The organism is Lysinibacillus parviboronicapiens (assembly GCF_003049605.2).
GTDB lineage: Bacteria > Bacillota > Bacilli > Bacillales_A > Planococcaceae > Lysinibacillus > Lysinibacillus parviboronicapiens.
Genome location: NZ_CP073713.1, coordinates 1,576,229 through 1,599,207 on the forward strand (window position 1 = coordinate 1,576,229; position 22,979 = coordinate 1,599,207).

16 protein-coding genes are annotated in these 22,979 nt (G+C 34.8%); all 16 read right to left on the minus strand.

Going from position 1 to position 22,979, the window contains the following annotated elements:
* Nucleotides 1-13 precede the first annotated feature (13 nt).
* Nucleotides 14-955 carry a LamG domain-containing protein gene (locus tag C9J31_RS07415; RefSeq protein WP_107951042.1) on the minus strand — a complete coding sequence of 314 codons (942 nt, stop codon included), beginning with the start codon at nt 953-955 and terminating at the stop codon, nt 14-16.
* A gap of 1 nt (nt 956) precedes the next feature.
* Nucleotides 957-2,312, minus strand: coding sequence for a LamG-like jellyroll fold domain-containing protein (locus C9J31_RS07420; RefSeq protein ID WP_107951041.1), 1,356 nt, complete (start codon nt 2,310-2,312; stop codon nt 957-959).
* Nucleotides 2,313-2,380: 68 nt separating this feature from the next.
* Nucleotides 2,381-3,616 (minus strand): SPRY domain-containing protein, encoded by a 1,236-nt coding sequence (locus C9J31_RS07425; RefSeq protein WP_107951040.1) that lies wholly within the window; start codon nt 3,614-3,616, stop codon nt 2,381-2,383.
* A gap of 1 nt (nt 3,617) precedes the next feature.
* Nucleotides 3,618-4,925: an SPRY domain-containing protein gene (locus C9J31_RS07430; protein WP_107951039.1), complete on the minus strand. Its 1,308-nt coding sequence runs from the start codon at nt 4,923-4,925 to the stop codon at nt 3,618-3,620.
* A 1-nt stretch (nt 4,926) separates the two neighbouring features.
* Nucleotides 4,927-6,000: a hypothetical protein gene (locus C9J31_RS07435; RefSeq protein WP_107951038.1), complete on the minus strand. Its 1,074-nt coding sequence runs from the start codon at nt 5,998-6,000 to the stop codon at nt 4,927-4,929.
* A gap of 25 nt (nt 6,001-6,025) precedes the next feature.
* A complete protein-coding gene (locus C9J31_RS07440) occupies nt 6,026-6,622 on the minus strand; it encodes a hypothetical protein (protein WP_107951037.1) in 597 nt (198 codons plus the stop codon).
* A 128-nt stretch (nt 6,623-6,750) separates the two neighbouring features.
* On the minus strand, nt 6,751-7,500 hold the full coding sequence (locus tag C9J31_RS07445) for a hypothetical protein (RefSeq protein ID WP_107951036.1): 750 nt from the start codon (nt 7,498-7,500) through the stop codon (nt 6,751-6,753).
* Nucleotides 7,501-7,556: 56 nt separating this feature from the next.
* A complete protein-coding gene (locus C9J31_RS07450; protein WP_107951035.1) occupies nt 7,557-8,723 on the minus strand; it encodes a hypothetical protein in 1,167 nt (388 codons plus the stop codon).
* 26 nt (nt 8,724-8,749) lie between these two features.
* Nucleotides 8,750-9,235, minus strand: a complete 486-nt coding sequence (locus C9J31_RS07455) for a PAAR domain-containing protein (protein WP_107951034.1) — start codon at nt 9,233-9,235, stop codon at nt 8,750-8,752.
* A 12-nt stretch (nt 9,236-9,247) separates the two neighbouring features.
* The gene (locus C9J31_RS07460; RefSeq protein WP_193767148.1) at nt 9,248-13,042 is read right to left on the minus strand and encodes a phage tail spike protein; all 3,795 of its coding nucleotides are present in this window, start codon (nt 13,040-13,042) and stop codon (nt 9,248-9,250) included.
* A 24-nt stretch (nt 13,043-13,066) separates the two neighbouring features.
* On the minus strand, nt 13,067-13,708 hold the full coding sequence (locus C9J31_RS07465) for a phage tail domain-containing protein (RefSeq protein WP_107924851.1): 642 nt from the start codon (nt 13,706-13,708) through the stop codon (nt 13,067-13,069).
* Nucleotides 13,709-13,718: 10 nt separating this feature from the next.
* Complete coding sequence (locus tag C9J31_RS07470; RefSeq protein WP_107924850.1) at nt 13,719-14,408, minus strand: hypothetical protein; 690 nt, start codon at nt 14,406-14,408, stop codon at nt 13,719-13,721.
* Complete coding sequence (locus C9J31_RS07475; RefSeq protein ID WP_107924849.1) at nt 14,377-14,973, minus strand: distal tail protein Dit; 597 nt, start codon at nt 14,971-14,973, stop codon at nt 14,377-14,379. The genes C9J31_RS07470 and C9J31_RS07475 overlap by 32 nt, the downstream gene beginning before the upstream one ends.
* Nucleotides 14,973-21,023, minus strand: coding sequence for a peptidoglycan DD-metalloendopeptidase family protein (locus C9J31_RS07480; protein ID WP_107951032.1), 6,051 nt, complete (start codon nt 21,021-21,023; stop codon nt 14,973-14,975). Before C9J31_RS07480 ends, C9J31_RS07475 begins: the two co-directional genes overlap by 1 nt.
* A 157-nt stretch (nt 21,024-21,180) precedes the next feature.
* A complete protein-coding gene (locus C9J31_RS07485; protein ID WP_107951031.1) occupies nt 21,181-21,702 on the minus strand; it encodes a hypothetical protein in 522 nt (173 codons plus the stop codon).
* A gap of 266 nt (nt 21,703-21,968) precedes the next feature.
* The gene (locus C9J31_RS07490; RefSeq protein WP_107924846.1) at nt 21,969-22,967 is read right to left on the minus strand and encodes a hypothetical protein; all 999 of its coding nucleotides are present in this window, start codon (nt 22,965-22,967) and stop codon (nt 21,969-21,971) included.
* Nucleotides 22,968-22,979 lie beyond the last annotated feature (12 nt).

Consider the following 22,979-nt stretch of genomic DNA (forward strand, 5'->3'; position numbering starts at 1 on the left):
AAGGACAACCAAATTAATAATTGTCCTCAATCATTGCTGTTTTAAAATCACTACCAATAGGAATAGTAAACATTCTGCCTTTTCCTAATGATGTTCTGTTATTAGTTACAATCTCATATTCAGTTGTAGATTTAGTAAAATCAATTGATGGTCTATCGACTGCTGAATCAATCTCTTTAATTACTCCACCTTGAGACAATAGTGTGCTTTCTTCTGTGTTAGGAATCTCTTTTACACGAGTTGAAGTAGGAGATAAAACAAGATTTTTATTGTCTGTTGTTTGGATTACCAAGCGTTTTTGCTCAAAATCAGAAGGGGATAGAGCCTTATTGTAGATTTGTAAATCATCTATTTGACCATTGAAATAACTAAGTGCGCCACCAGTGTTACCATCATTGTCGAAGCCTAGTCTAAGATTATAAGTTGAATCCTGTAAAAGTGGGAAATTCATTTTTTTACGGTTCTCTAATTTTTCATCAACATACATTTTCATAATTGATAAAGAATCAACTTGGCTGTCGACAACAATCATAATATTGTGCCACTTATTATCGTTTAAATTTTGAGAGTAGAACGAGTTTTCTTTTCCACTACCTTGAAGCATAGAAAAACCTAATCTTCCACCCATATTGGCAATCCATATACCATAGTTTCCTCCTGCAAAGCCACATGTATCAAATATTAAAGTTGATGGTGAAGTAGCTAGTGGAAACTTTACTTTAAATTTAATGGTCTTTTCATTTATTGGAATAAACTTATTAGTAAATTGCACATAGTTATTTGAACCATTAAAACTCATTGCCTTACCTTCACCATTCCACCCCTCAACTCTTGTTGCACCTGTAACTGTGCCAACATACCCATTGCCTAATTTATCATAAACATTTCCACTAGTTTCATCAAAACCAAACCATGCGACACCATATTGCGCCATTAATTGCTCTGTTGTTGCCAAATCAATTCACCTCTCTTTTATTGCAGAATCTAATTTCACCAATCTTGCTAAAAATGTGACCATTATTTTCTTTTATATCTATTCTCCAATACCTGTATTTCTTTAATGGATTAATTAAATACTGTCTCATTTCATCAGGTTTCCAATTTCCTTCTCCTGTAATACTGCGTACTGTATCGTAATTTACCCTATCGTTAGAACCATCTATATTAAAATCTTTAGGAGATGCAACACTAGCGTTTGTAACAGGAGAAGATACTAGCGCAACCATGTTAAAGCTTACCTCTCTGCCAAAATCTAACTGAATCCATCCTGCTTTAGCTCCATTTGCCGTAAGCCATCCGTCGCTATCGTTTATATTAGTCCCATTAAAAGCTTTCCAAGCAGGATAATTAGTGTTGTAAACGCTACTAGCACTAGCAACTAATGGAGAAGGGGAAGTGTCAGATGTCATGTTTGTTTCATACCAAGTGTATAAACGCTCAAAATCTACAAATGGCTCTTTGATATTCAAAGTATTGATTTTTCCAATATCTTGTGTAAAAACTTTTCCCTTTGTAGTTGCAACAGGTGAATCATTTGGGTAGAGATTTTTATCAAATGGTACATCTAATTGAATCTCTTTACCTTGCTCAATACCATGTAAAATCATGTTTTTAGTTGAGTTGTCAGGAAGGTGAATAAGAGTGTTGTCTGATAGGGAATAGTGTTCATTTGTTGTTGGATTTTTAATAGCTAGTTTATCATCTGAGAATAAAGGTATATAGTCATAACCAACAACACCAATAACAGTTTCAAGCGTGCTTTCAGGTTTTAGTTGGTATCCTAATCTCAAATCTGCCTTAATTACTTTTCTTGAATTTTTGTTTATTTCACTAATGTCTAAAATATCTTTCCAAACTCGCACAAGTGCAATAGACCCTTTAAATTGAGCGCCAAAGTTTGCTGACCAATCTCCTATTGAAAGCGTATTTACTGTTGAAGTTGAACTTCCATAGGCGACTGCTGTAGCAACTAAATTAAAGTTTCTATAAAATTTTAAATCTTTTCCATTGACAGTTAATGCAACATGAGTCCATTCGCCAATAGGGTAATTGGCGCTATTAAAATCCTCAAGTATAACACCTTGACCATTTGGCTCACCACTTCTAAAACAAATTTTATTTCCATAAATATGCAATCCATTTGCTGTGCCTGCATTACCTCTCATTATGAAAGATGAAAAGTCTGCTTGCGTGTTTGTGGAAGGTTTTATCCAAAGCTCAATAGTGAATCTTTCTCCGTAAGCTACGCTATAAGGTGAAAATGTTATAGAGCCTGTGCCTTTGAAATTATAGGCTTGTCTATTAATAAGCATCTATACTATCTCATTCCTTTCTATCTATTAATGTTATCTATTTTATATCTCAAAATAAAAACTCAGCACTATTCAAAACTAATGCTGAGTGGTTTTCTATCTAATTGTGTTGTCCATAATTCATCTGAATTTTCTGAAACTTCATCCTGTAAAATGTAGTCTTTACTTTTGAAGATTGAACTTAGATTTTCCAGAGGCGGACTCACGCCATATTCACTAAAATTTTTTTGAGATATTTTTGATATTTGGACTAAGGTGTCTTTAAAGTATCCAAACAGAATTTCTCCAATAACTATATATACAGTGTTATTAGCTTCGGCAACATCAATTCTAAAATACCTAGCCTCCACTTCTTTGAAGTGAAATTCTCTTGTTTCAGAAGTAGACCAATTAGTTTCACCCTTTAGCGACAAAGCTTTTTCAAAGTTAATTCCATCATTAGAATATAAAATATCAAAATCTTTGGGGCTTGACGCCGCATAGTTTACGTAATTTGAAGATGTGAGAACAAGTCTATTTACCACTAGTTTTTTCCCATAATCTATTTGAATCCATCCTTTTAATGCTCCATTTGCAGAAATCCAAGTGTCTAGAGTGCCAACGTCAGTTCCGTTAAAAGCTTTCCAAGCAGGAAAAGTGCCTGAACTATGAACACTACTAGCACTTGCTACTAAAGGAGAAGGTGCGGTATTAGATGTCATATTTGTTTCATACCAAGTGTCGATTGATTCTAGTGAAAATGTCTTGCTGTTGGATTGAAGAAGAGTTTTTTTAATGCTGTCCAATGGTTTGTATCCATTTGGGATTCCATGCTTGAATGGCGTTGCTCCAAAATTGGCAGTATAAGTAGTTGGGTAAGCTGAACCTCCATTTGAAACAGCAGGGAATATTTCCCCCATGGTTTTAATATCAGTATGAGAAATACCTTGTGACACTCCATTTTTATAAAATTCTAATGTACCATCATCTAAATTCAAAGCTATTCCAATTATATCGCCTACTGTGTAACTAGCTCCATATGCTACACTCTCTGGCATCTTTCTGCCGTCAGTATAGTAAAACCTTGCATTTTGAGATGTGAAAATATTAGCCGTCAGAGAGGCTGATTTATTTACTATCCCTATCGTCATTGCAGGGGTAGTTGACATTGAGTTAACTGTCACTTCCCAATACCACTTACCACTCACTTGTCCTTTGGTAGCTCTAACAGTGTTATTTACATTTGGAACTAAGGCAGTTAGATTACCATTAGACAACACCACTCCTGAGCCTTTGTTATTGAAATCCCATGTTATTTCTGACATATTATTTCACCTCTACTTTTATACTTCTAATATCAATATATTTCTTCAAATCAATAGTCTTACTAAATACTTTGCCAACTTCACCCTCATTTAAAATCTCACTTTTATTTGTCATTGGTAAAGATTCTAATTCTGTAACTGTACGGTCAAGTAGGGAAGAAAGATTATCCATACCTTCTGATTGGAATTTAGTTGAAGTAGGTAGGGTAGTAGACACTGTTGACCAATAGGCAGGAATATCAGGAGTATCCATTTCATACATTTCAAATGAACTTACTAATGCATAATAACTAAAATGGCTTAATCCAAATTGTAGTTTATAGAATGAATACTCATTACTATTGTTAAAATCATAGATTACTTTGGCACTACTGTTAGGATGGTTATTAACAGATAGGAGGTTGTCATAATTTAAACCATCACGACTACCCAACAAAGAAAATTCTTTTAGTCCATAGGTGCTACCTGAAATTGACTGGGATGCCAATATAATTTTATTTACCATTTTCGGAGAATCAAATTGGTATTGAAGCCATGATGGAGCGCCTGCGTTTGAGCCATTATCATACCAATATGTTGAGTCATTTTTATCAAACGCTTGCCATGCAGGATTATAAGCGCCCCTTGCTGTTACCTTCCCTGTTGGACTAGTGTTACTTGTCATATGGGGTACTACATTAGTAGTTGAGTCTTTACCTATTAGTTTAGGGGTGAATTTCTTATATTCACCATCATGTAAAATAAGAGTTTTATTAGTAGAATTAATCATTCTTGAGCCATCATATGACAAAGTTTTGTATTTAATATCGGTAGGGGGATATTTAAATGGTGTTGCACCGAAGTTAAATGTTGCAGTACTACCACCAGTTGATGACCCAGATGTTATGGCAGGGAATAAAGTTCCTAAAGTTTTTAAATCAGTAAATGCTACACCTTGATTTGCACCATTGACATAGAATGTCAATACACCACCATCTAGATTCAAGTTTACACCAACTGTATCTCCTGCTTTAAAAGCTGTGCCATACGGTAATGATATAGATTGTGCTCCACTCCATTTTGTTCCAGTCGAGCTATAATACCCTCTAGATGTAGTTAAATTATACGTTGTCCCTACAGACGCACTAGTTATAACATTAACCATCGCATTATTAAGGCTTTCGAATGTTATCTCATAATACCACTTTCCACTACTTCTACCGATAGATGCTCTAGCAGTACCAAACGCATCGACAATTACAGCGGTCATATTATCGTTCTTTAAAGTCACATTACTACCTTTATTGATTGGGTCTAAAGTTATTACCATATTACTTCACCTCCAATCTATCAATTCTTACCCAATCATCACGAGTGATTTTCTTTCTGTGTAAGCTACCTATGTCTGACCAAGTTGAATCTAATTCCTTGTCATAAGTATAGTCACGTTTGAGACTTAAAGATGTTGTACCTTCTTCATAGAAATCTAATTCTCCTAAGCCTGCGTATGAAGCATGTCCATTGTTTTCAGAAAATTTAAGTCTATATGCTTTATAAGTATCATTGTTTAAAATAGAGTATTCTTTGTCTTGATAACTTGCTGTCCATGATTGCTTAGTTTGAGTATCTAAGTCTACCCAAGTTCCATTAGTACCATTTGTAGTGTCTAAGCTTCCTTGAAGAACCCATGACTTAACCATACCTGATAGCTGACCACTAGTACCACCTGCGCTTCTTACCTTATATTTGCTAACTCTAACAGGATTGTTAAAATAGAATCCTACAAAACCTGTTAGAAAACCATTTCTAGAAAGATAACCTTCTGCTTTGTCTGCTTTATCAAAAGCATACCAAGCTGAATAACTACTACTATACTCTGTTTCTGCAAAAGCAAAACCTTCTGAGGAAGATGTATTTGATGTTAATCTAGGTACAACATAACTACCTGCTTTAACTTCTTTTTCTTCAATAAATTCATTAGTATTGAAATCACTGTTCGCTATAGTAAAAACATCCGTAACAAACCCTGCAAATAAATCTATTCTTACTTGAATGTACTGCTTAGTGTCAGACTGAATTGCCCCATCTTCCGCAATCGCAATCCAATCAGACCAATCTCTACCATTGTCTGAAACTCTTGTTAATACTGCGAATGAGCTTGCGCCATTGTTTGTATTAGTTGTGAATATTTTTTCGAAGTCCTGAAAAACATCTCCTAAATCAATCACATCAGAAGTCCATGAACCTTCTTCTGTGTAAATAGGGTTTCCTTGACCATCAATATCAACTTCCACTAGTTGAAGAAATCCTGTTGTCTTGTTAATTTCAGTATTGTCATGAGTTCCTGAGACACCAATAGGCAAGCCTATCTCTTTCTTCTCTGTATTACCGCCTAGAATAGCCATATGAGCATTTCCCTTTCTTAGTTAATTATTTGATAGTCCAATTCATCTGACCTGCTCTATTGGCTTCTAAAGGGGCGTAGAAGCGTTCTACTTCAATTCCTCTTGACTTAAATACCAAATGACCATTCATTGGTTTGTTTGAAGTTAATTTAACTTCAATAAAAGCACTCTCATTGAAAGGAAGTGAAACAACAGGCTGAAAGAATAATCGAACATCATCTTTCTTGTAAGTTGTTTTGTAGCCAAAATTAATTGACTTTAAGTTTGATTGCTGAATACCTTGCACATTACTGAAATCAGTAAAGGCTTCTTTATATGTGATAAGGTCTTTGTTTTCAAAATTTGTTGTTAAATGATAAGTTTTTCCATCTTCATCAATATAGTCAATCTCAATTCGTCTACCTCTTAAATTGAAAGAACCATCCGACATTTCGAAGAAAAATTTCATCCCTTGACCAAACAAACCAAAACGAACAACCTGATTTCTCTGAATTAAATAAAAATCATTTTTCTTATGCGTAAGTAGGTCGTACTCAGCATAGTTTTTACCATTTACATAATCAGCGTTCCAGTTAAAAGGAATTTCGATTGCTTGATTATTACCTGCGTTTGCGAATAACATTTTTATCAGTCTCCTTCATTGCATTGAAGTATTTTGTCTTATAAACTCCATAAAAAATAGGGTAGGGGAGAAATCCCCTTGCCCTGTAAAAATCACTGTTTTATTTCTTAAATATCATTATGTTACTTTTACACGTAACGGTAAGAAACACGTTGTACTAACAGGTTTTTCCCTGCTGACGCTGTGATAGGCACATCTGCATACACAGAAATCTTAACAAAGTTACCACCTGCTAAGTCTGCATTAGTTCCGTTAACGTCTGTTTTGTTTGCGAAACCTAAAATCTCTTTAGCGTTTGGTGTTTTGTCAATTTTTATTGCCACCAACTCTGCTGTACCATCAAATACAGGGTTTCCTTCGACAGTTGCCCATGATGGTTCTGTAGCGTCTGTAGTACCTGCTTTAGTTACTTTGTAAATGAAGTCATTACCTGCTGTTGGTTGAATATAAGTGTCTAATGTCAAAATTTGATTAGCAGACCAAACTTGAGCAGTAGAAGCGTTCATATTTGTTGTAGTACCTGTAGTTCCTAAATCTTTCGTACCACTAGGGTTAGGTGTTCCTACACCGCCTTTACCAACAGGAACGAATGAACCTTCATTTAAGCTGTCTACACGAACGTTGAACCAATTGTCTTTAACTGCTTCAACAATGTTCCCCCCTGAGCTACCGTCACCACCATTACGGTCACGAGTAGTGAATACTACTTCTTCCATTTTAGAGCAATCGTCAACACCTGCTCTGTTGTTCCAAATATAGAAAACTTTAGTTGCTGATTGTGAGTCTGCGTCCACTGTATCGTAGTTTACTGTTTTTTTTACTTCGTCAGCTTTTTTATTTGTACCTTCATACCATGATACTTGAGGTGCGTTTGTCATTATAAAATTCCTTCTTTCTAGTTAATTTAATTTTTTATAATAAAAAACTCTCCGAATCAATGAAGATTTAGAGAGTCGTTTAACACTATTTTTACATTGACCGATAAGTTTTGTGCATCGACAGAAAAAGAGGGGATAGTTAATCTGAAAATATCACCTTTTTTCACATTACGTTCTGTTAAAGCGTGTGTTTTATCATCAAGATAGTGGTTTTCGCCAATCACAACTGGGTTATCCGTGATATCATGCCAATCCGTAAAATTGGCAGATTTTTGAATTTTAACGGGAGTTGGTTGAGCGCCTTTTGATGTGACAGAGGCTTTTACTTCTACAATTTCACCTTCGTAATCAAAGACAACATGAGGATCTTGAACGCCTTCTAAGATATCTTTTGGAATGATGAATACAATTGTTTTCTCATTAACAAATTCAGTAATACCTTTAAGTTTCATATAATGCTCTTTGCTCATTAATCCGTTTAAAAGCTCACTTGCTAGAGGAATGTTGCCCCCTAATGCATCGATAGGAATCCAGTCTTTTCCGTTCCATCTATAGCGGATGCCTGTATCAAAAACCTGAGTAGTCCATCCAACTTCAGGGTAAGGGAACTTTTTCGCAATATCGTTATATGTATTGACAAAAGGCTGATAAATTAGAACGGTTGTTTCATACGCGTCTTTCACTAATTCGGTAGCATCTTTTGCTTGCTGTGTTGCAATTAAAGCCTGGTCTGTGGCGTTATTGGAATTGTTAATAGCGATGACAAGACGTTTTAAGTACTCTTCATAAGTGTCTGTTCGATCTATTAATTCTTGTACTTGCGCTTTACTTTTTTCAATGATTTCATGCAATGATTCAGTAGCGGTTGTTCCATCATAATGAATGATACGAGTAGAAGGGTAGAGGATAAGGCCTCTTCCTTTATATATAATGGAAAGGGTCTCCGCTTCTTTTGATTCATGGACATAAACAAAGCCGTTCGTATAGTCAACATAAAATTCATTTTTATCGAGGTTGTGTTTTATAAAGGCTTCGTAGTTTATCTCAAACATGCCTGCAATACGTACTTTAAACATCTCGTCAGGAATTTCTAATAAGAATACCCGTTGATTTACTACTCGTGCAATATCAAGTCTATCGATAAAAGGATCGTTGGGCGTACCTTTTCTCCAAACGATATGGATAGGATTATTAAATTCTAAATAGTTAATAGGTAATGACAATTACTCACCTTCTTTCTTCATTTTTTTCAACCTGAGAATACGTTGCTGGAACCTTCACTTAGTGTTGGTGTAGTGCCTCCATGAGTAGTCACTTTGTCGCTTTTTCTGGCTAATGACTTGCCATTAACGAACACAGTCGAACTTCCTCCAGTAACAGAACCAGTGGCATTTGTATGAGAACCACTGTCATAAGACCAACCACTCGGAACTGAGTAGGTGTCTTTTTCTGACGTTTTTGCTCCTGAATATACCACTTCTTTTCCATTGACGAATACATTGGAACTACCTTCGTTTATTTCCCCTTCAATCGTTGCACTAATGTGATCGTATGAGTGAGAGGAGGAGGGGGGAGTTAGAACACCATAGCACACGCCACCTGACCAATATCCTGGATAATATTCACCGTTCATATAACCGGCTTCACAAGTATATTCATTTGGTTTTTTTACCTTGATATGCCCCGTTGCTGTGCTATTTTGAATTTTATTTCCTTTCACTGAAACTTCAGGCATGTTACTTCCTCCTTAGTTGAGGTCGATTCGAGACCCATTTACCTTAACTCCCGAAGTGCTGATGACAATTTTATTTTCTCCTACCGCTAAAGTAATGGCATTGGAAGCTTTGAAATTAATATTTTTGCCATCGAAGCTCATGGAGTGAGGTGTTTTCATTAGAATGGATTCATCGCCATTTTTAAGAGCAATTTCTCGTTTTTGGCCATCCGTGCCCACATAGTCAAAATAGAAGCCATCACTTTTTTTGTATTGGTATCCGACATTGTTTCCTGCGCCCGCATCTCCGCCTGCCCCCCACGTCATGTGAGGGTAAGCAGCATCTCCAGTTTCTTTCACTGTGATCGTGAGCTTATCTTTTTCAGAACCGCCATAATTTGTTTTAATCTTAAAGAAATTATCCTTAACATGAATAAAGTCTTGTGGTTGGTTGGAATTCAGTGTCTTTAATTTATTGACCGTTAAATCGGAAATATAACTTCCATCCACATCTTTTATCATTTCATCACTATCATTACCCATTATAAGAAGTTTTTTAGCGTAGATAAGGCCATCTTTACCAATCCAAATGCGCTTTTCACCTTTAACATCAATGGCGATGCCTTCATTGGCATTTAAGCGTATTTCTTCGCCGTTATTGCCGTTAATCGTAATACCTTTATTGTGGTCGAAAGTTATTTTCTCTCCTAAAAAACCGTCAACAATTTTTAAATTATGGGTCGTAATATCTTTGGCATAAAGCCTACCATCTGTGTCAACGTAGAATTTTCTATTGCCGTTAACATAAATTGAAATGGCTTCGTTTGCGTTTAGCCTTATCTCTTCGCCATTTCTACCAAAGATAGTGATGCCACGTTCCCAATCAAGAATAATGGCGTCGCCTAAGTTGCCATCTACAATGCGTAAGTTTTTTGTGACTAAACCTTCAGCATACAGTGTGCCATCTTCCCATTTGTCGTCATTTAATGTAGCAAATAATTTACTGACCCATTTATCATTCTCCCACTTTTGCAGAGCAAGACCATTAGTAGCATTCAGAAAAGCTCGGTATTTTCCATCACTGCGCACAGCTATAAAACCAAACTCATTCATAATTAAATTATTATTATACGCACCCATGTGAATACCTGAATAGAACAAGGAGTCTTCAATAGCTTGTCGAAGGCGAGTAGCTTCATCATAGTAATTTTTAAATTTTTGCACAAAAATACCACGATTCTCAATCGGACTCGTGGATTCAGTCAGTGGGTCAGTCATATCAATATTTAAATTTTGTGCATCTAAAAAGCCATTATTAAGAATCCTAATATAGCTTGAAATATAATTCATGAGTGCTAAATAAGCATCTTTTAAAGCACTTGTAGAGTACCTATCAGTTATAGAATAGACAGTAGGGAACGTTTGAGTATCTGTATTAAATTCGGCATTCACATCTGTTTTATTATCTCGTTCACTTCTAATATACTTTTGCGCTTGTTGGAGAAGCAGCTTGTAGTCTGAGTGTATTTTATATAATTCTTTAATAAGCTCTAATTTTTCAAGCGTAGTCAATTTTCCGTCTGCCACAATCTTGTCAAATAAGCCAATATCAAAGTAATTATTTTCTGCATCTAAAATTACTTGGTCTAGGTTATTTACGATTTTAATATTTTCGGCCACCATATTTCGAGAATACAACGTACCATCTGTATTAGCCCATAGTACTTTTTTCCAATCATCGCCGTCTTTTTTGCTGACTGAAAAACCTTCACAAGTTGTCAACGCTACTTTTGTTATCGTATTCCATGAAACAAGACCAAAACATTCAGATTCTTGAGGAATTAAATTTCCGTCCTTATCTTTTTCATTGTCTGATACAAGCCCTAACCGCATGACTTCATCACCGTTACGATTATAAATAGTGGTCCGTGAGCCTTGTGTCAGCCAAACACCTGATTCGTCTTCAATGATTAAATTCACACCAGAAATTATTTTACCGAAAATTCTCTCGCCAAAAATGCCATCTTTCGAAATGGCGTGCTTCCATGAGTTGCCGTTATCGTTTGTGATAGCTAAAAATCCATTTTGAATCACTAGCCAGCTTAAAGGGTCGGTTAAATCTTTTACTGTAATGCCGCGCTCATTGATCTCAATTTGCTGGTTATATCCAGCCATTACAGCATTTTTCAATGAGTCCCATTTATTGTTAATGATGTCGTTAATGGCCCCATTGTTTTTTTCGGAAAGATTCCATTTCCATTTTTCCATTTGGACGAGAGTAGAGGTATTGCCAGCCTTACTAAGCTGCTCTAACCAGGTGTTTTTTTCATCAATTTCGTTGGTGATAATAACTGAAATACTTTCTCTTTCAAAATCATAGGTAATTTCCGTTATTTTAGCTTTAATATCTACCTGCAATCGGTCATAACGAACGCTGACGATATCACCTAAATTGAGTTTATCCCAATCATTTTGACATTCCACGACTGCTAAAAAATCAATCATATTCATGTCTAATTTAATTTTAGGTTGTAAGTATTGTTTGAAAATTTCTTGTGCTTCTTCTAACAAATCTTGATCATCGACAATCGAGTCATTTGTATATTCTTTGTCGATTTCAAAATTGGATAATTCAGCTAACTGTTCTTTTGAGAAATTATTCTCTCTAAGTAATTTACTTCTTAATCGTTCTAACTCATCTTGATAATTGCTTAATTGATAGTTTAAGTCCCGAATAAAGGCTTCTTGATTGGCAATCTCAGCTCTTTTTGCTTCTAGTCGGTTAATGATATCCAGGTGAGAAGGGGAGTTCGATTGAAAATTAGCATTGGATAAATCTAATTCATCTTCTATGATAATTCTTTGTGTTTGTAGACTGCTAAGACGCTGTTCTTCAGTTTGAATAATGGAATTCTGCGTAGTGATAGAACTCGTTAAGTGAGTGAATTTTTCTGCTAATGACTCTACTAATGCATGATAATTTTCTAATGCAATACATAAGTCATCACTTAAGTACTCCGAATGGCTAATGACGACCCCGTTTTCACGTTTAAAGGGGTAGAGGTAGAATCTAAAATCTTCTAAATAAGCCTGACCTGTGGGGTTTAACCGATGTATTGTCAGTCCATCTTGACCATAAACCTTTAATCGAGTGATTGTATCAATCGTGTTAGTAGACAAATTAAAGCTTTCTAAATATTTGCCATCTCGGATATAAAACCCTTTATTGTTGCCAATATTATCAGGTCTATAGTAGTTTATTTCACATTTAAGTGTGTCCCAAACAATTAGAGCATTCCATAGGTTTGCTAAATCATAAATAATTTCTAGAATATTATTTGAGGATACTTCATAGCTGCGATAGGTTTCGAAAAAGCTATCGACATAACCAATTTTCCAATTAGTATTTGCTGAGGATAATATTTCGTTTGTAATTTGTGCGAGCGTTTTACTGACTACTTCAAAATCTCTAATATTTTTATCGCTCAGTTGCACACCCAACGATAGGGCAGAGTATTGAATATATTCATCATCGCTATAAGATTTGGTGGATTCATTCAATAAGAAGTATTCCGTTACAGGACCGAACTTCAGTTTAAATAAATATCGATTTTTAATCGTTTGGATATTCGGATTGTCCGTGGGAACACCATCTTGCAAAATAACTGTCGGTATCTTGAAAGATAATTCATTTAATACATTTAACTTCGTATTATAGCTAATATCATAAGCTTCACTAAGAAGTGCGATTGTTTTTTTATCGGGTCTACAGAGGAAAATTCTCGGTTGTGCAGCTTTTATATCATAATTAATGTCACCTAATTTCACTTTATCACCCCCTTTCATTGAAAATTATTGTTGAATAAATACATGTTGGTATCTAACATGCATATCGAAATCTCCATCTGCTTGAATGTAGTTGTTCCCAATCGTTAGTTCCAAAAATTCATCATTGTGATCATCATAGCGATAGACGCCTAAATATTGTCGATTTGACACTATTTCTTCTTTCTGACAATGAATAAAAACTTCTTCGTTATCAATTAAATTATGTAATTGCATCTTTTGATTTGTCATAGTATTCGTTATTGCTACGTTTCCATTGCCGTTCTTTTTTCTAATCCATACTTTAGGTTTTACCGTAAAATCACCTAAGTTTTCTAAAACAGCACATGGATCAAAACTAATTGAGAATGTTTGGATATAAGGTTTTTCATGCTCTTTAGTAGCACTCATGACGATTTTATATCTAAAGGACATTCCTTTGAGGCTATATTGATCTAAAAGACCAGTATCATTGAAATTTATTGGCTGCCATGCGGTCCACTTAAGCGTATCGTAGGATACTGAATAATAGAATTCGACTTGTTTAGCATATACATTTACAATATTAGCTGCCATCGTTGTCAAATATTTTTGGGCATTAGTAGAAATAGAATGTATGTTGGAGATATACGAGCCTTTTACCGTTGAAATGGAACCCCAATTTGTCATGCAAGCACCTCTATTCTATTTTGCCAAATGGCCTAAATTCACAGCTGTTTCCAATACGTTTCCATTTAATGGTCTTCGCTTTTCGCCAAACGACAGAGTTATCAATGGATGCAGTTTCATTTTGAATGGAAGACCATACGGGTTCATTTACTGAAGACAATCCTGCTGTTTCACAAATGTAGTAGTATTGTTTGCTACCATTAGTAGGATAAACAATATCCCCAACTTCATAGTTATAGTCCTTGCGCCAATTACTACCATTAACATCATAAAACTCTTGATGTAATCCTGTAAGGAAGGTAGGGGAGCTAGTTGAACTTTTGCCATCCACTACACATTCATATAAACCACCATTATCAGGCACAGCCTTTATTAAATCTCCTACAACATAATTCTTGTTAGGTTTCCAGGTTTTAGCATGGATGCCTTCTCTCGTTGCAACCCAACCAATATGGGCGCTAATGGCGGGTGCTTTGTTCCATACAATATAACCAATCGGATAAAACGTGTTATCATGTAATTCTTCAATAGATTGAGCAGACGATTTTAAGTATTTTTCAAGTTTATTAAAGTTTTCACCATAGTTGACAATGGTTTCCTTGATATCATCCTGCTCAAATGTGGTTTCTGTTACAATTTTTAAGCCTAGTTTATTTGTAGTTTCCATTTCAATTGTCACCCCAATTCGTAGTGTTGGCATACAATATGCCCCATGTGTTATTCATTGCATCAATTGTCAATCCATTTGAAGTAATTTTCATATTATGGCATTCTCCTTCCGCAAATGTAGTCATATCATCCTTTAATAAGTAACTTTTATTCGATTCTCGAAACTCTATCTTATCTAGTATATGTTCATGCGAATAGGTATAAGGTGAATCGCATCGAATCTTTAGTTCTACATAACCTTGTTTGAGCCCATTATGTATGAGCGTTGAATCACCTTCTACAAGTGCATACATGACTCTATTAGGATTATGATCAAATACTAGTGGTTTATAATAGGGTTGGAAGAGCCAGCGTGCAATTTTTCTTAAATCACTTTCGTTTACCCAATCATCTAGATAAAAGGACAATTTAAAAGAGAGTGGTTCATGCTCCACTCTCTGAAAGTAAGGTGTTTCATTATTTGCGATTTTCTTTTCGATAATTCGCCGTGACGGTAAAAAATTCTCTTCAAATAAATTACCTGAAGACCATCCTATCGTAACGCCCATATCCTTTGATGAGATATTATCATACATAAAATGAATAGATTCTAACACTAATTTCTCATCCCTTTCTTACGTAATAAGTCATCGTTAATCATTTTGCTAAATTTATTGAGATCATTCATATCACCATTCATTTTATCGATGTTAAATTCGATGTTGATGTCTCCGTATGTTGAAGCAGAAGCGGCTTGAACTGTACGGAAGGTATTGCTAAATTGCGGGATTCTATCTAATATTGGTCGGAAGAATAAGCTAGCTCTATCCATTATATTGGCCATTGAAAGTAAGTTTTTAGTGTCGATAGGGGAATGAATTAATTCATTTGGATGGACAATCATCGCTTTCCCACCTAAACCGTCAATACCTTGACTGGAAAAATTTGTAATTCCTCCTTGTAAGGCAGAAGCAGAGTTATTAAAACTGTACTGAGTCCCGGCTATTCTTAAGGCATTTGCTTTTTCTATGATAAGATCCTGAAGTTGGGGAGTTATGACTACATGCTTCGCTTGTTCCATAAAAAAGTTACTTAATTTAAGTAGATCATCATCAGATAGTTTTGTTGTTATGTAATTATTAAAATCGATATCTGTGGGAATCTCAGAATTATTTTTTCTGCCTTCTTGGGCCAGATTGTGAGCCTTTTCTCTAATACTTGCTTTACGTACAGAGTTTGGTTCATTTTCAGCAAGAACATCGGTCATAAACTTTCCTAACAGTACTTGCATATCACCTTCAATCAGTGAAGATTTGTTTTTATTATTGCTAATATCATTCGAAGAACCATACTCACCATTTTCTATTTGTGATGATTTCTCAACCTGATTCATTAAATCTAATGCTTTTTCTAATTTCTCAATAATATTTTGCCTGATAGAGGTTCCAACATTTTCGAAGGTTCCTGTTAGTGTCAGCTCTAAATCGGGCATGCTTTTGTCTAACCAAGTTTTAAAATCGCCAAATTCCTGTTTTAATGAAGCGAATTCTCCATCTCGAATTTTCTTTCTAATTTCTTCGAATTTACGTTCATCATTTAGTCTATCAGTATAGAACTGTTCCCAATATTTCTTTTTCTCATCTATTAAGTTTAATTCTTTTTCGTGATATTCATTTTCCAGCTCTTCCTTTTGACTCATTTCAGTTTCTTTTGCTTCTAATTGCTCATTTAATGATTCTTTCCGTAATTCTATTTCACGGTCATGGCGTTTCTCTGAAATTTCCTCGTCAATTTGAGCAAGTTGCTCTTGTAAATTTTTTCGTTTAGATTTAGCCTCGTGAGAATTATCTAGCAGCAATAAATTGTATTGTCCTTGGATATCATTGCGCTCTTTTTCAAGTTTAGCAATATCCTGATCATAATCACGCTGGGATTCTTGCTGGTCAATTAGTTTCAATTTATCTTGGATATTTTTTCTAAATAAATCCATTTCATCTTTATAATTGTCCATGACAGTGTCGTGACGGTCATTTTCCCGCTGTATCTCGTCATCGATACTCTTTATATGTGCATCCCGTTTTTCTTGTATGTATTCTTTATAGGCATCAATTAATTTATTTGCTAATTCTTCTTGTTTTTTCTTTTCGTCTGTTGCAAGCTCCGCTCTTAAACTAGCCTTTTTAAGAGCCAAAGCTTTAAGGTCTGCCTCTGCTTTTTTTAAATCCTCAGGAAGCAAACTGAGTTGTAATATATTATTTTTGGTGGTGTTTATTTGGTTTTTAATACTTTCTATTAAATTTTTTTGCTGTTCTTTTTGGAATTTACTTTCACGAATATATTCATCGGAGCCTTCATCAAACATGGACTGGATAATTTTACTTCGCTCGATTGAAAACTCAATATTATCATTTTTCTCATCATATTGAGTCTTAATATTAATCAATATTTCGTAATTCTTTTCTCGAATTTCAATATCTAGCAATTTTATTTCAGTTGTAAGCTGTGCATATCGCTCTTTAAGCTGCTCTAAAACTTCGCCTGAATGCTTGCCACCTGCAATCTGCTGTTGTAAATATTGTAACTCGCTTCGATTGACCTTTTGTTTTTGATTCATGTAAATGGTCATCAGTTGCAGTGTCTTGGCATATCTAGCGGAATTGGTATCTAATTCTTGTATTTTAGCATTCTCATATTCTAGCTGTGATTCTGGCATGCTGCGTTGATAGTCAAACGTTTCGAGTTTGTTCAAAGCCAATTGTGAAATGGCATTATTGGTGTCTAACATTTCGGTTTTCAATTCCAATAATCTACTTTTCATTTCATCTAGCGTGATAGCTGAAAGAGAGCCATTTTTAATTAATCCTTCTAAATAGACGAGTTCCTGATTATTTACGGTTTGCTTTTGCTCTAAATATTTCGTTTGTAGATCGATTGTTTTTGTATATCGACTCGAACTTTTATCAACCAATTTTAGCTTGGAATCCTCATAATCTAAATTAGATTGTATATTTCCTCGCTTCCAATCAAAATGAGATAACTGAGAGTCTATAATGTCTTTTTCAATTTTAGCAATTAGCTCTTTTTGATTAAGAATGTCACTTTGTATTTTGAGCAACTCGGATTTTGCTTGGTCGATTGCTTGTTGCGTTGTTTCTACAGCAGTCGAGCTGCTAGAGCTAATAATTCCTGATTTTGCATTGTTCAAGTAGTCAGTAGGATTAATAGTTTTATCGTTCTTTCTGACTTCGTAATGTAAATGAGAGCCATCACTTGAACCTTTATAAACATTCCCCGAATTACCAATTGTTCCAATTTTGGTTCCTGCTGTAATATTGTCTCCGATTTTTACGAGAGTTTCATTCATATGAGCGAATAGGTGTTTTATGCCATTGTCATCCTGAATCATGACAATATTTCCATATGATTCATGCTCTCCGTTTTTAGCTGCGTCACCACTTTTAATAACTTTTCCATTGATAGGGGAGTCTAGTCGTTGCCCCATGGAGCCATCGATATCTACGCCTAGATGAAAATCCTTTTTTCCATTTAGTGTACGATTGCCATAATTGCTTGTAATTGGACCATTCCAACCATTTAATTTAGAAGAGGTCGCGGAAGTTGTTGCATTATTACCTGAAACAGTCCCTGTTTTATTAATCTTTCCTGCAGCAATCTGAGATTTTATGGATTTTTCTTGATCCTCAATTAAAGTAAGCTTTCTCTTTTCGAGTTCGATTTGTGCTTGAAGTGACTTTCGATACTCTTCGGAATGTTTTGGTAGGGTGGATTGAACTTTAACCTGTTTTTCAATCTCAAGATTTAAATTATCTAGTGTTTGTTTGTATTTGTCTGTAATATAGATTGAATCTTTGGTTGTTTTATTGGCACTTTTTTCAGCTTTATTTACAGAGGAAACAGTATTACCGACTTTACTTAGTTGTTCTCCGTAGTTAATTTTTAGCTTAGTCAAGTCTACTAATGCAGCTTTTCTAATTTTTATTTCTGGATCATATTTTGCTGCAGCTCTGTGGTAAACCATTTCATCTTGTAGATTTGCAAGGTCAGATGAAGAAGTTGGGTCATCTATTTTTTTTGCATAGGCTGCTAATATATTTTCTAATGCAGCAATTTCGGAATTGATGATGTTAATACGTTTATTTGTTTCTAGTGCGAGATCTAAAGTGGCCTGTTGTTCTTCAGTTAGTTTATTTTCACGAGACAACTTATAGGCCTTTAACAATGCATCATTTGCGTTGTTTTCAGCAATCATTGTTTTTATCTTTTCTGAAGAAAGGCCTATAAATTTAGAATCATTGTTCAATAGTTCAGGATAGACCGAAGCCAAATCTTGCATGATTTCGTATCGACTTTCTAAAAGATCTTTTATATTTTGTTCTTGAGCAGTTAAATGTTCTTTATTAAATATATCTACTAAAGTCTGTTGAGAATAACCAGCTAATTGATTTGTTAATGCTTCGTAACTAAACAAAGAATCATCTAACGCATCTACATAAGAGCTTGAAATACCTAACGTTTTTTCAGTAACATCTTTATAGTGTTTCATTTTGGATGCAAGATTATCAAGTTCATTACCTGAAGTTGTAGCACCTGAAGTAAAGTTGTGAAGTGACAATCCTGTTGCATCCATTGCGTCTTTATATTGATTGTAGTCTGTTGCTATACTTCCAAGATGTTGTTTCAAGCCTTTTTGAATACTAGCTAGTTTAGAATCATCAATATCGGGATATGCAGATTTTACATTTTTTATATAATCTGAAACTTCTTTTTGAGTTTCTTTAAATTTTTCTGGAGAGGCATATTCTAGTTTGCTAAATTGAGAACTAATATCATTTATAAACTCTGAAGCATTTTTATCTTGAAATAAAGTTTCCAATGCTGAATTTAAATTTTGAACTTCATCTGCATTAGATGAAGAAATTAAATCAGCACTTAGTGTTTGTGCTAACTCTTCAGTACTACCTTTTAAAGCTTCATTCTTACTTATAATAGTTTCTAGGTTATCTATATAACTCATTTTCATAACAGGTAAAAGATCACTTATTTCTTTTGTAGGACCCTGTATTAATTTTAAAGTATGTTCAGTGCTATTTATTAAAGAGTTTAGATATTCAATATCTTTATCAGTTCCTGAAGTTTTTGCTTCGGCAAGTTTAGTTTGAAGTTCTGATAATAGCTCATGTATTTTTTTTTCAGAGTCAAAAATAGGTTTATCATTTTTTTTTAACTCAATTTCGAAATCAGAACTAATTTTCTTCTCAAATAATCCACCCACTGGGCCGTTTGCTTTATGTTGATTAAGATTATAAAAACCTTTTATATTACTATCAACTTGTGATTGTAATTTATTTAGTTTTGTTTCATTTTCTGTAATATTTGTTTTTCTAGCTTTATCTTCCTCAGTTTTAGCATTTTCTTTTTCTATTGCTAATTGTTCTTTTAATAATGCTGTCTTTATTTTAACGGCTTCAACTGAGCCTACCATTTTCTTACCGTATTCTTCCTCACCTGAAGCCAAAGAGGGGAGAAGTGTTGCTAGTTCATTTTGTATATCACGATACTCAGCAAGTACACTATTATCAGCATTTCCATTATTAACGATTTCGCTTAATCTTTCATATTGAGGAATTAAACTATCAATTGTAGATGAATTTTGTTCAAAAGTATTTAGCATTGCTTTTTGAGCAGCTTCAAATTCGGCTATTTTTTGTTTTGCTTTCTCACTGCTTTCAATTATTTTTCCAAACACAAAATCGATACCTGCTAGAGCTAAGCCAGGTCCAAATGTTGAAAGTAGACCTTTCCCAATTGCTGCTATACCTGTCCCGGCACCTCTAATATCTCCATATGCATCCTTCGCTGTTTTAGATAACTCATACAAGTTCACCCCCAAATCAAGTAGAGACGTTGAACTTTGTGAGGCTTCTTTAGTATTCTTGCTAAACTCCACAATAGCTTGATTAATGCTTTCTAGTTGGCTTGGGATTTCGGAGATGCCTGCAATATGTATACCTTCCCCAAATTGAATATTGTTGATTTGAGTATTCAAATCTGAAATTTGGTAGGTTAATTGTTCGAAATCGGTGTTGTTTGCGTAGGCTTTATTTAACTCGTAAATATTATATAAATTTGCTTCGAGCGCTTGCAGGTTTTGTTGTGTTTCTTGAATGCCGTTTAGTTTAAATTGGTTGAAATTGATTGTTTCTACTTCTGTTTTCAGTTGTGTCAATAGCTGCTCTAGTGATTGTAAGTCGCCGCTAGGAATGCTTGCTAAACGCTTGTAAAATGATTTTACATTTAGATTTGCATCACCGATTGCTTCATTTAGCTGGTCTATTGATTTTACTGAAGTGGTCACTTGCTGTTTGAAATCATCGAATAGTGACAGGGGAGGGGATGATCCAGTTCCAACATTCTGCAATTTTTGGTTTAACGCGTCTAAATGTTGTTGGAGTGCATGAATTTGCTTTTCGTATTCCAGAAATAGTTGCGTATTGTGACCTTTTACATCTAAGTTTATCGTTAGAGCATCTATGTTTTTTAATCTCTTTATATATGTATGTATATTTTTTCTTGAAACTTCGTCATTGACTCCTAGAGCGACTAATAAGTCCATTGGTTTTTTTGTTTGTCCACCACCAGTACTCAATCGATTTTCCCTCCTAATTTATAGATAAACATAAAAAATACAGCGACTTTGAAAGTAGCTGTAATCATCAGTTTATCGTTTTATTTTTTCGAATATATTTGAATATCCTAAAATGTTCAAGTACCCACCTAAAAAGGTAGGGGAGTAGTTCAAAATTTTAACGAGTGCTAAGTGAAGGCTCTTTTACGAGTTTGTCTTTTTCAGTAGACTTGATTTTATGGATTAGTTCTTTTTCCAACTCTAAAAACTGCATACTTAAATTGAGTCGCTTACTAATTTCCTCTAGCACATTTGAGATTTCCTGCATCGTAAACATTTCCGTTAAGAATAGGTCGTACCAACCAATCTCTACTAGATTATTCATAGTAGCAAAATGACTTTCAATAGATTTATCTTTAAGTTCAGTTTTTAAATCAGTAAAATGCTTGATCACTAAAAAGAGGACATAGTGTTGTAATTCGTGGTCATTCTTAAAAAAATCTAAGTTATTTTGTTGTATATAGTCGATGGTGCTTGCTAAGTCATTTATTAATATCGTTACTTTGCGCTTACTGAATTTTGGATAGTAATAAATGAATTTACCCTGGTCTTTATCAATGTGAAATTTTTGTTTTTTATTGAGCTCATCCGCATTTTGTTGAATATCTGCTAATGTTAGTTTCGTTTCACGTTTAGCCATTTTTAAACTCCTTTTTTTAATTAAAGATGGGCTGTCCTAAAAGTAAGTAAAAACAATAAGCTTAGAGATATTCTTCCTGATATAAAGGTAAGAATCCGCGTAGACTCCTGTGGGAAAAGCAAGAGCATGAGACCCAGCAGGGAGCTTTAGCGAGCGATGCGGCTCATGCCTTGCCCGCGGAAAGCGAAGCGGATTTTTACCATATAGGAAGACAGGCGTTATTGTTTGAAGAACTTTTTAGACAGCCTCATTTTAAATTAATTCATTTAAATTACATCAACAACAATTGTTTCAAGGTATGTACCATCAGTTACTTCAATGATTGTTTGGTCATTTGCTGCTGCAGAGGCACCTAAAGTAATGACACCATTTGCATCAACACTTGCGATTGTTGTGTTCTTGGAAGTCCACGTTAAATCACTATTTTGTAAAAGGACATTGCTGTAACCTGCGCCTCGGATACCTAGTACTGCGATGCGTTGAGCATCTCCTGCAACAGCAGAATCAAGCACTAGACGAGAAGGATTCGAAGCTAATGCTGTAACTTGTACTTTTTCATCAGCTAGATTACGAAGTTTAATGTAGGCATAGTTTCCTTTTTTGTCTGCTAGTGAGCTACCTGCAAGAGAAGAAGAAGCTACACCTTCATGTGTCATAGAAATTTCCACTGCACCATTTGGTTTAAAGTTAGGCACCTCGATAATCACTTCGCCAGTTTTTCCGTTATTAGAGCGAATATCTACATTTAATTCCATACGCACAGCTTTCGGGAATGAATCAGCAGAGATTTCAATTGTATCCATCATTTCCTGAACAGCATAGACAACTTGTACTTCTTTGCCCGCTAATGCTGGAACAGAAATTTCTTTGCCAGTAGGAGCGTATTGCGAGAATGTACCATTAACTTGTTCCACATGCACTTTGCCAATAGGCGTGTCAGCTAATGTGCCTTTACCACTCGCATCAAGTAAAATAATTTCATCCGTATAGAATTCAGCTAATTGGTGATTGATTTCTGTACCATTTTGTAAGGCAATATAAGCTGTATCGAATGCAGCATCTTCAATTGAGAACGTTAATTCTTTTTGGTAGTTAAGTTCGTATACTTTTTTCGAGCCTTTACCTGCATGAATAGCCTGTGTTTGAATTGCTTGTGTCATCGATGAATTCAATAAAGTTTTACCGTTAAGAATTAATTCATCCGTTAAACGATCAAATAAACGTACGTTTGCTACTGAAGTTAAAAATTGATTTTGTTGTGTCATAATAAATTACCA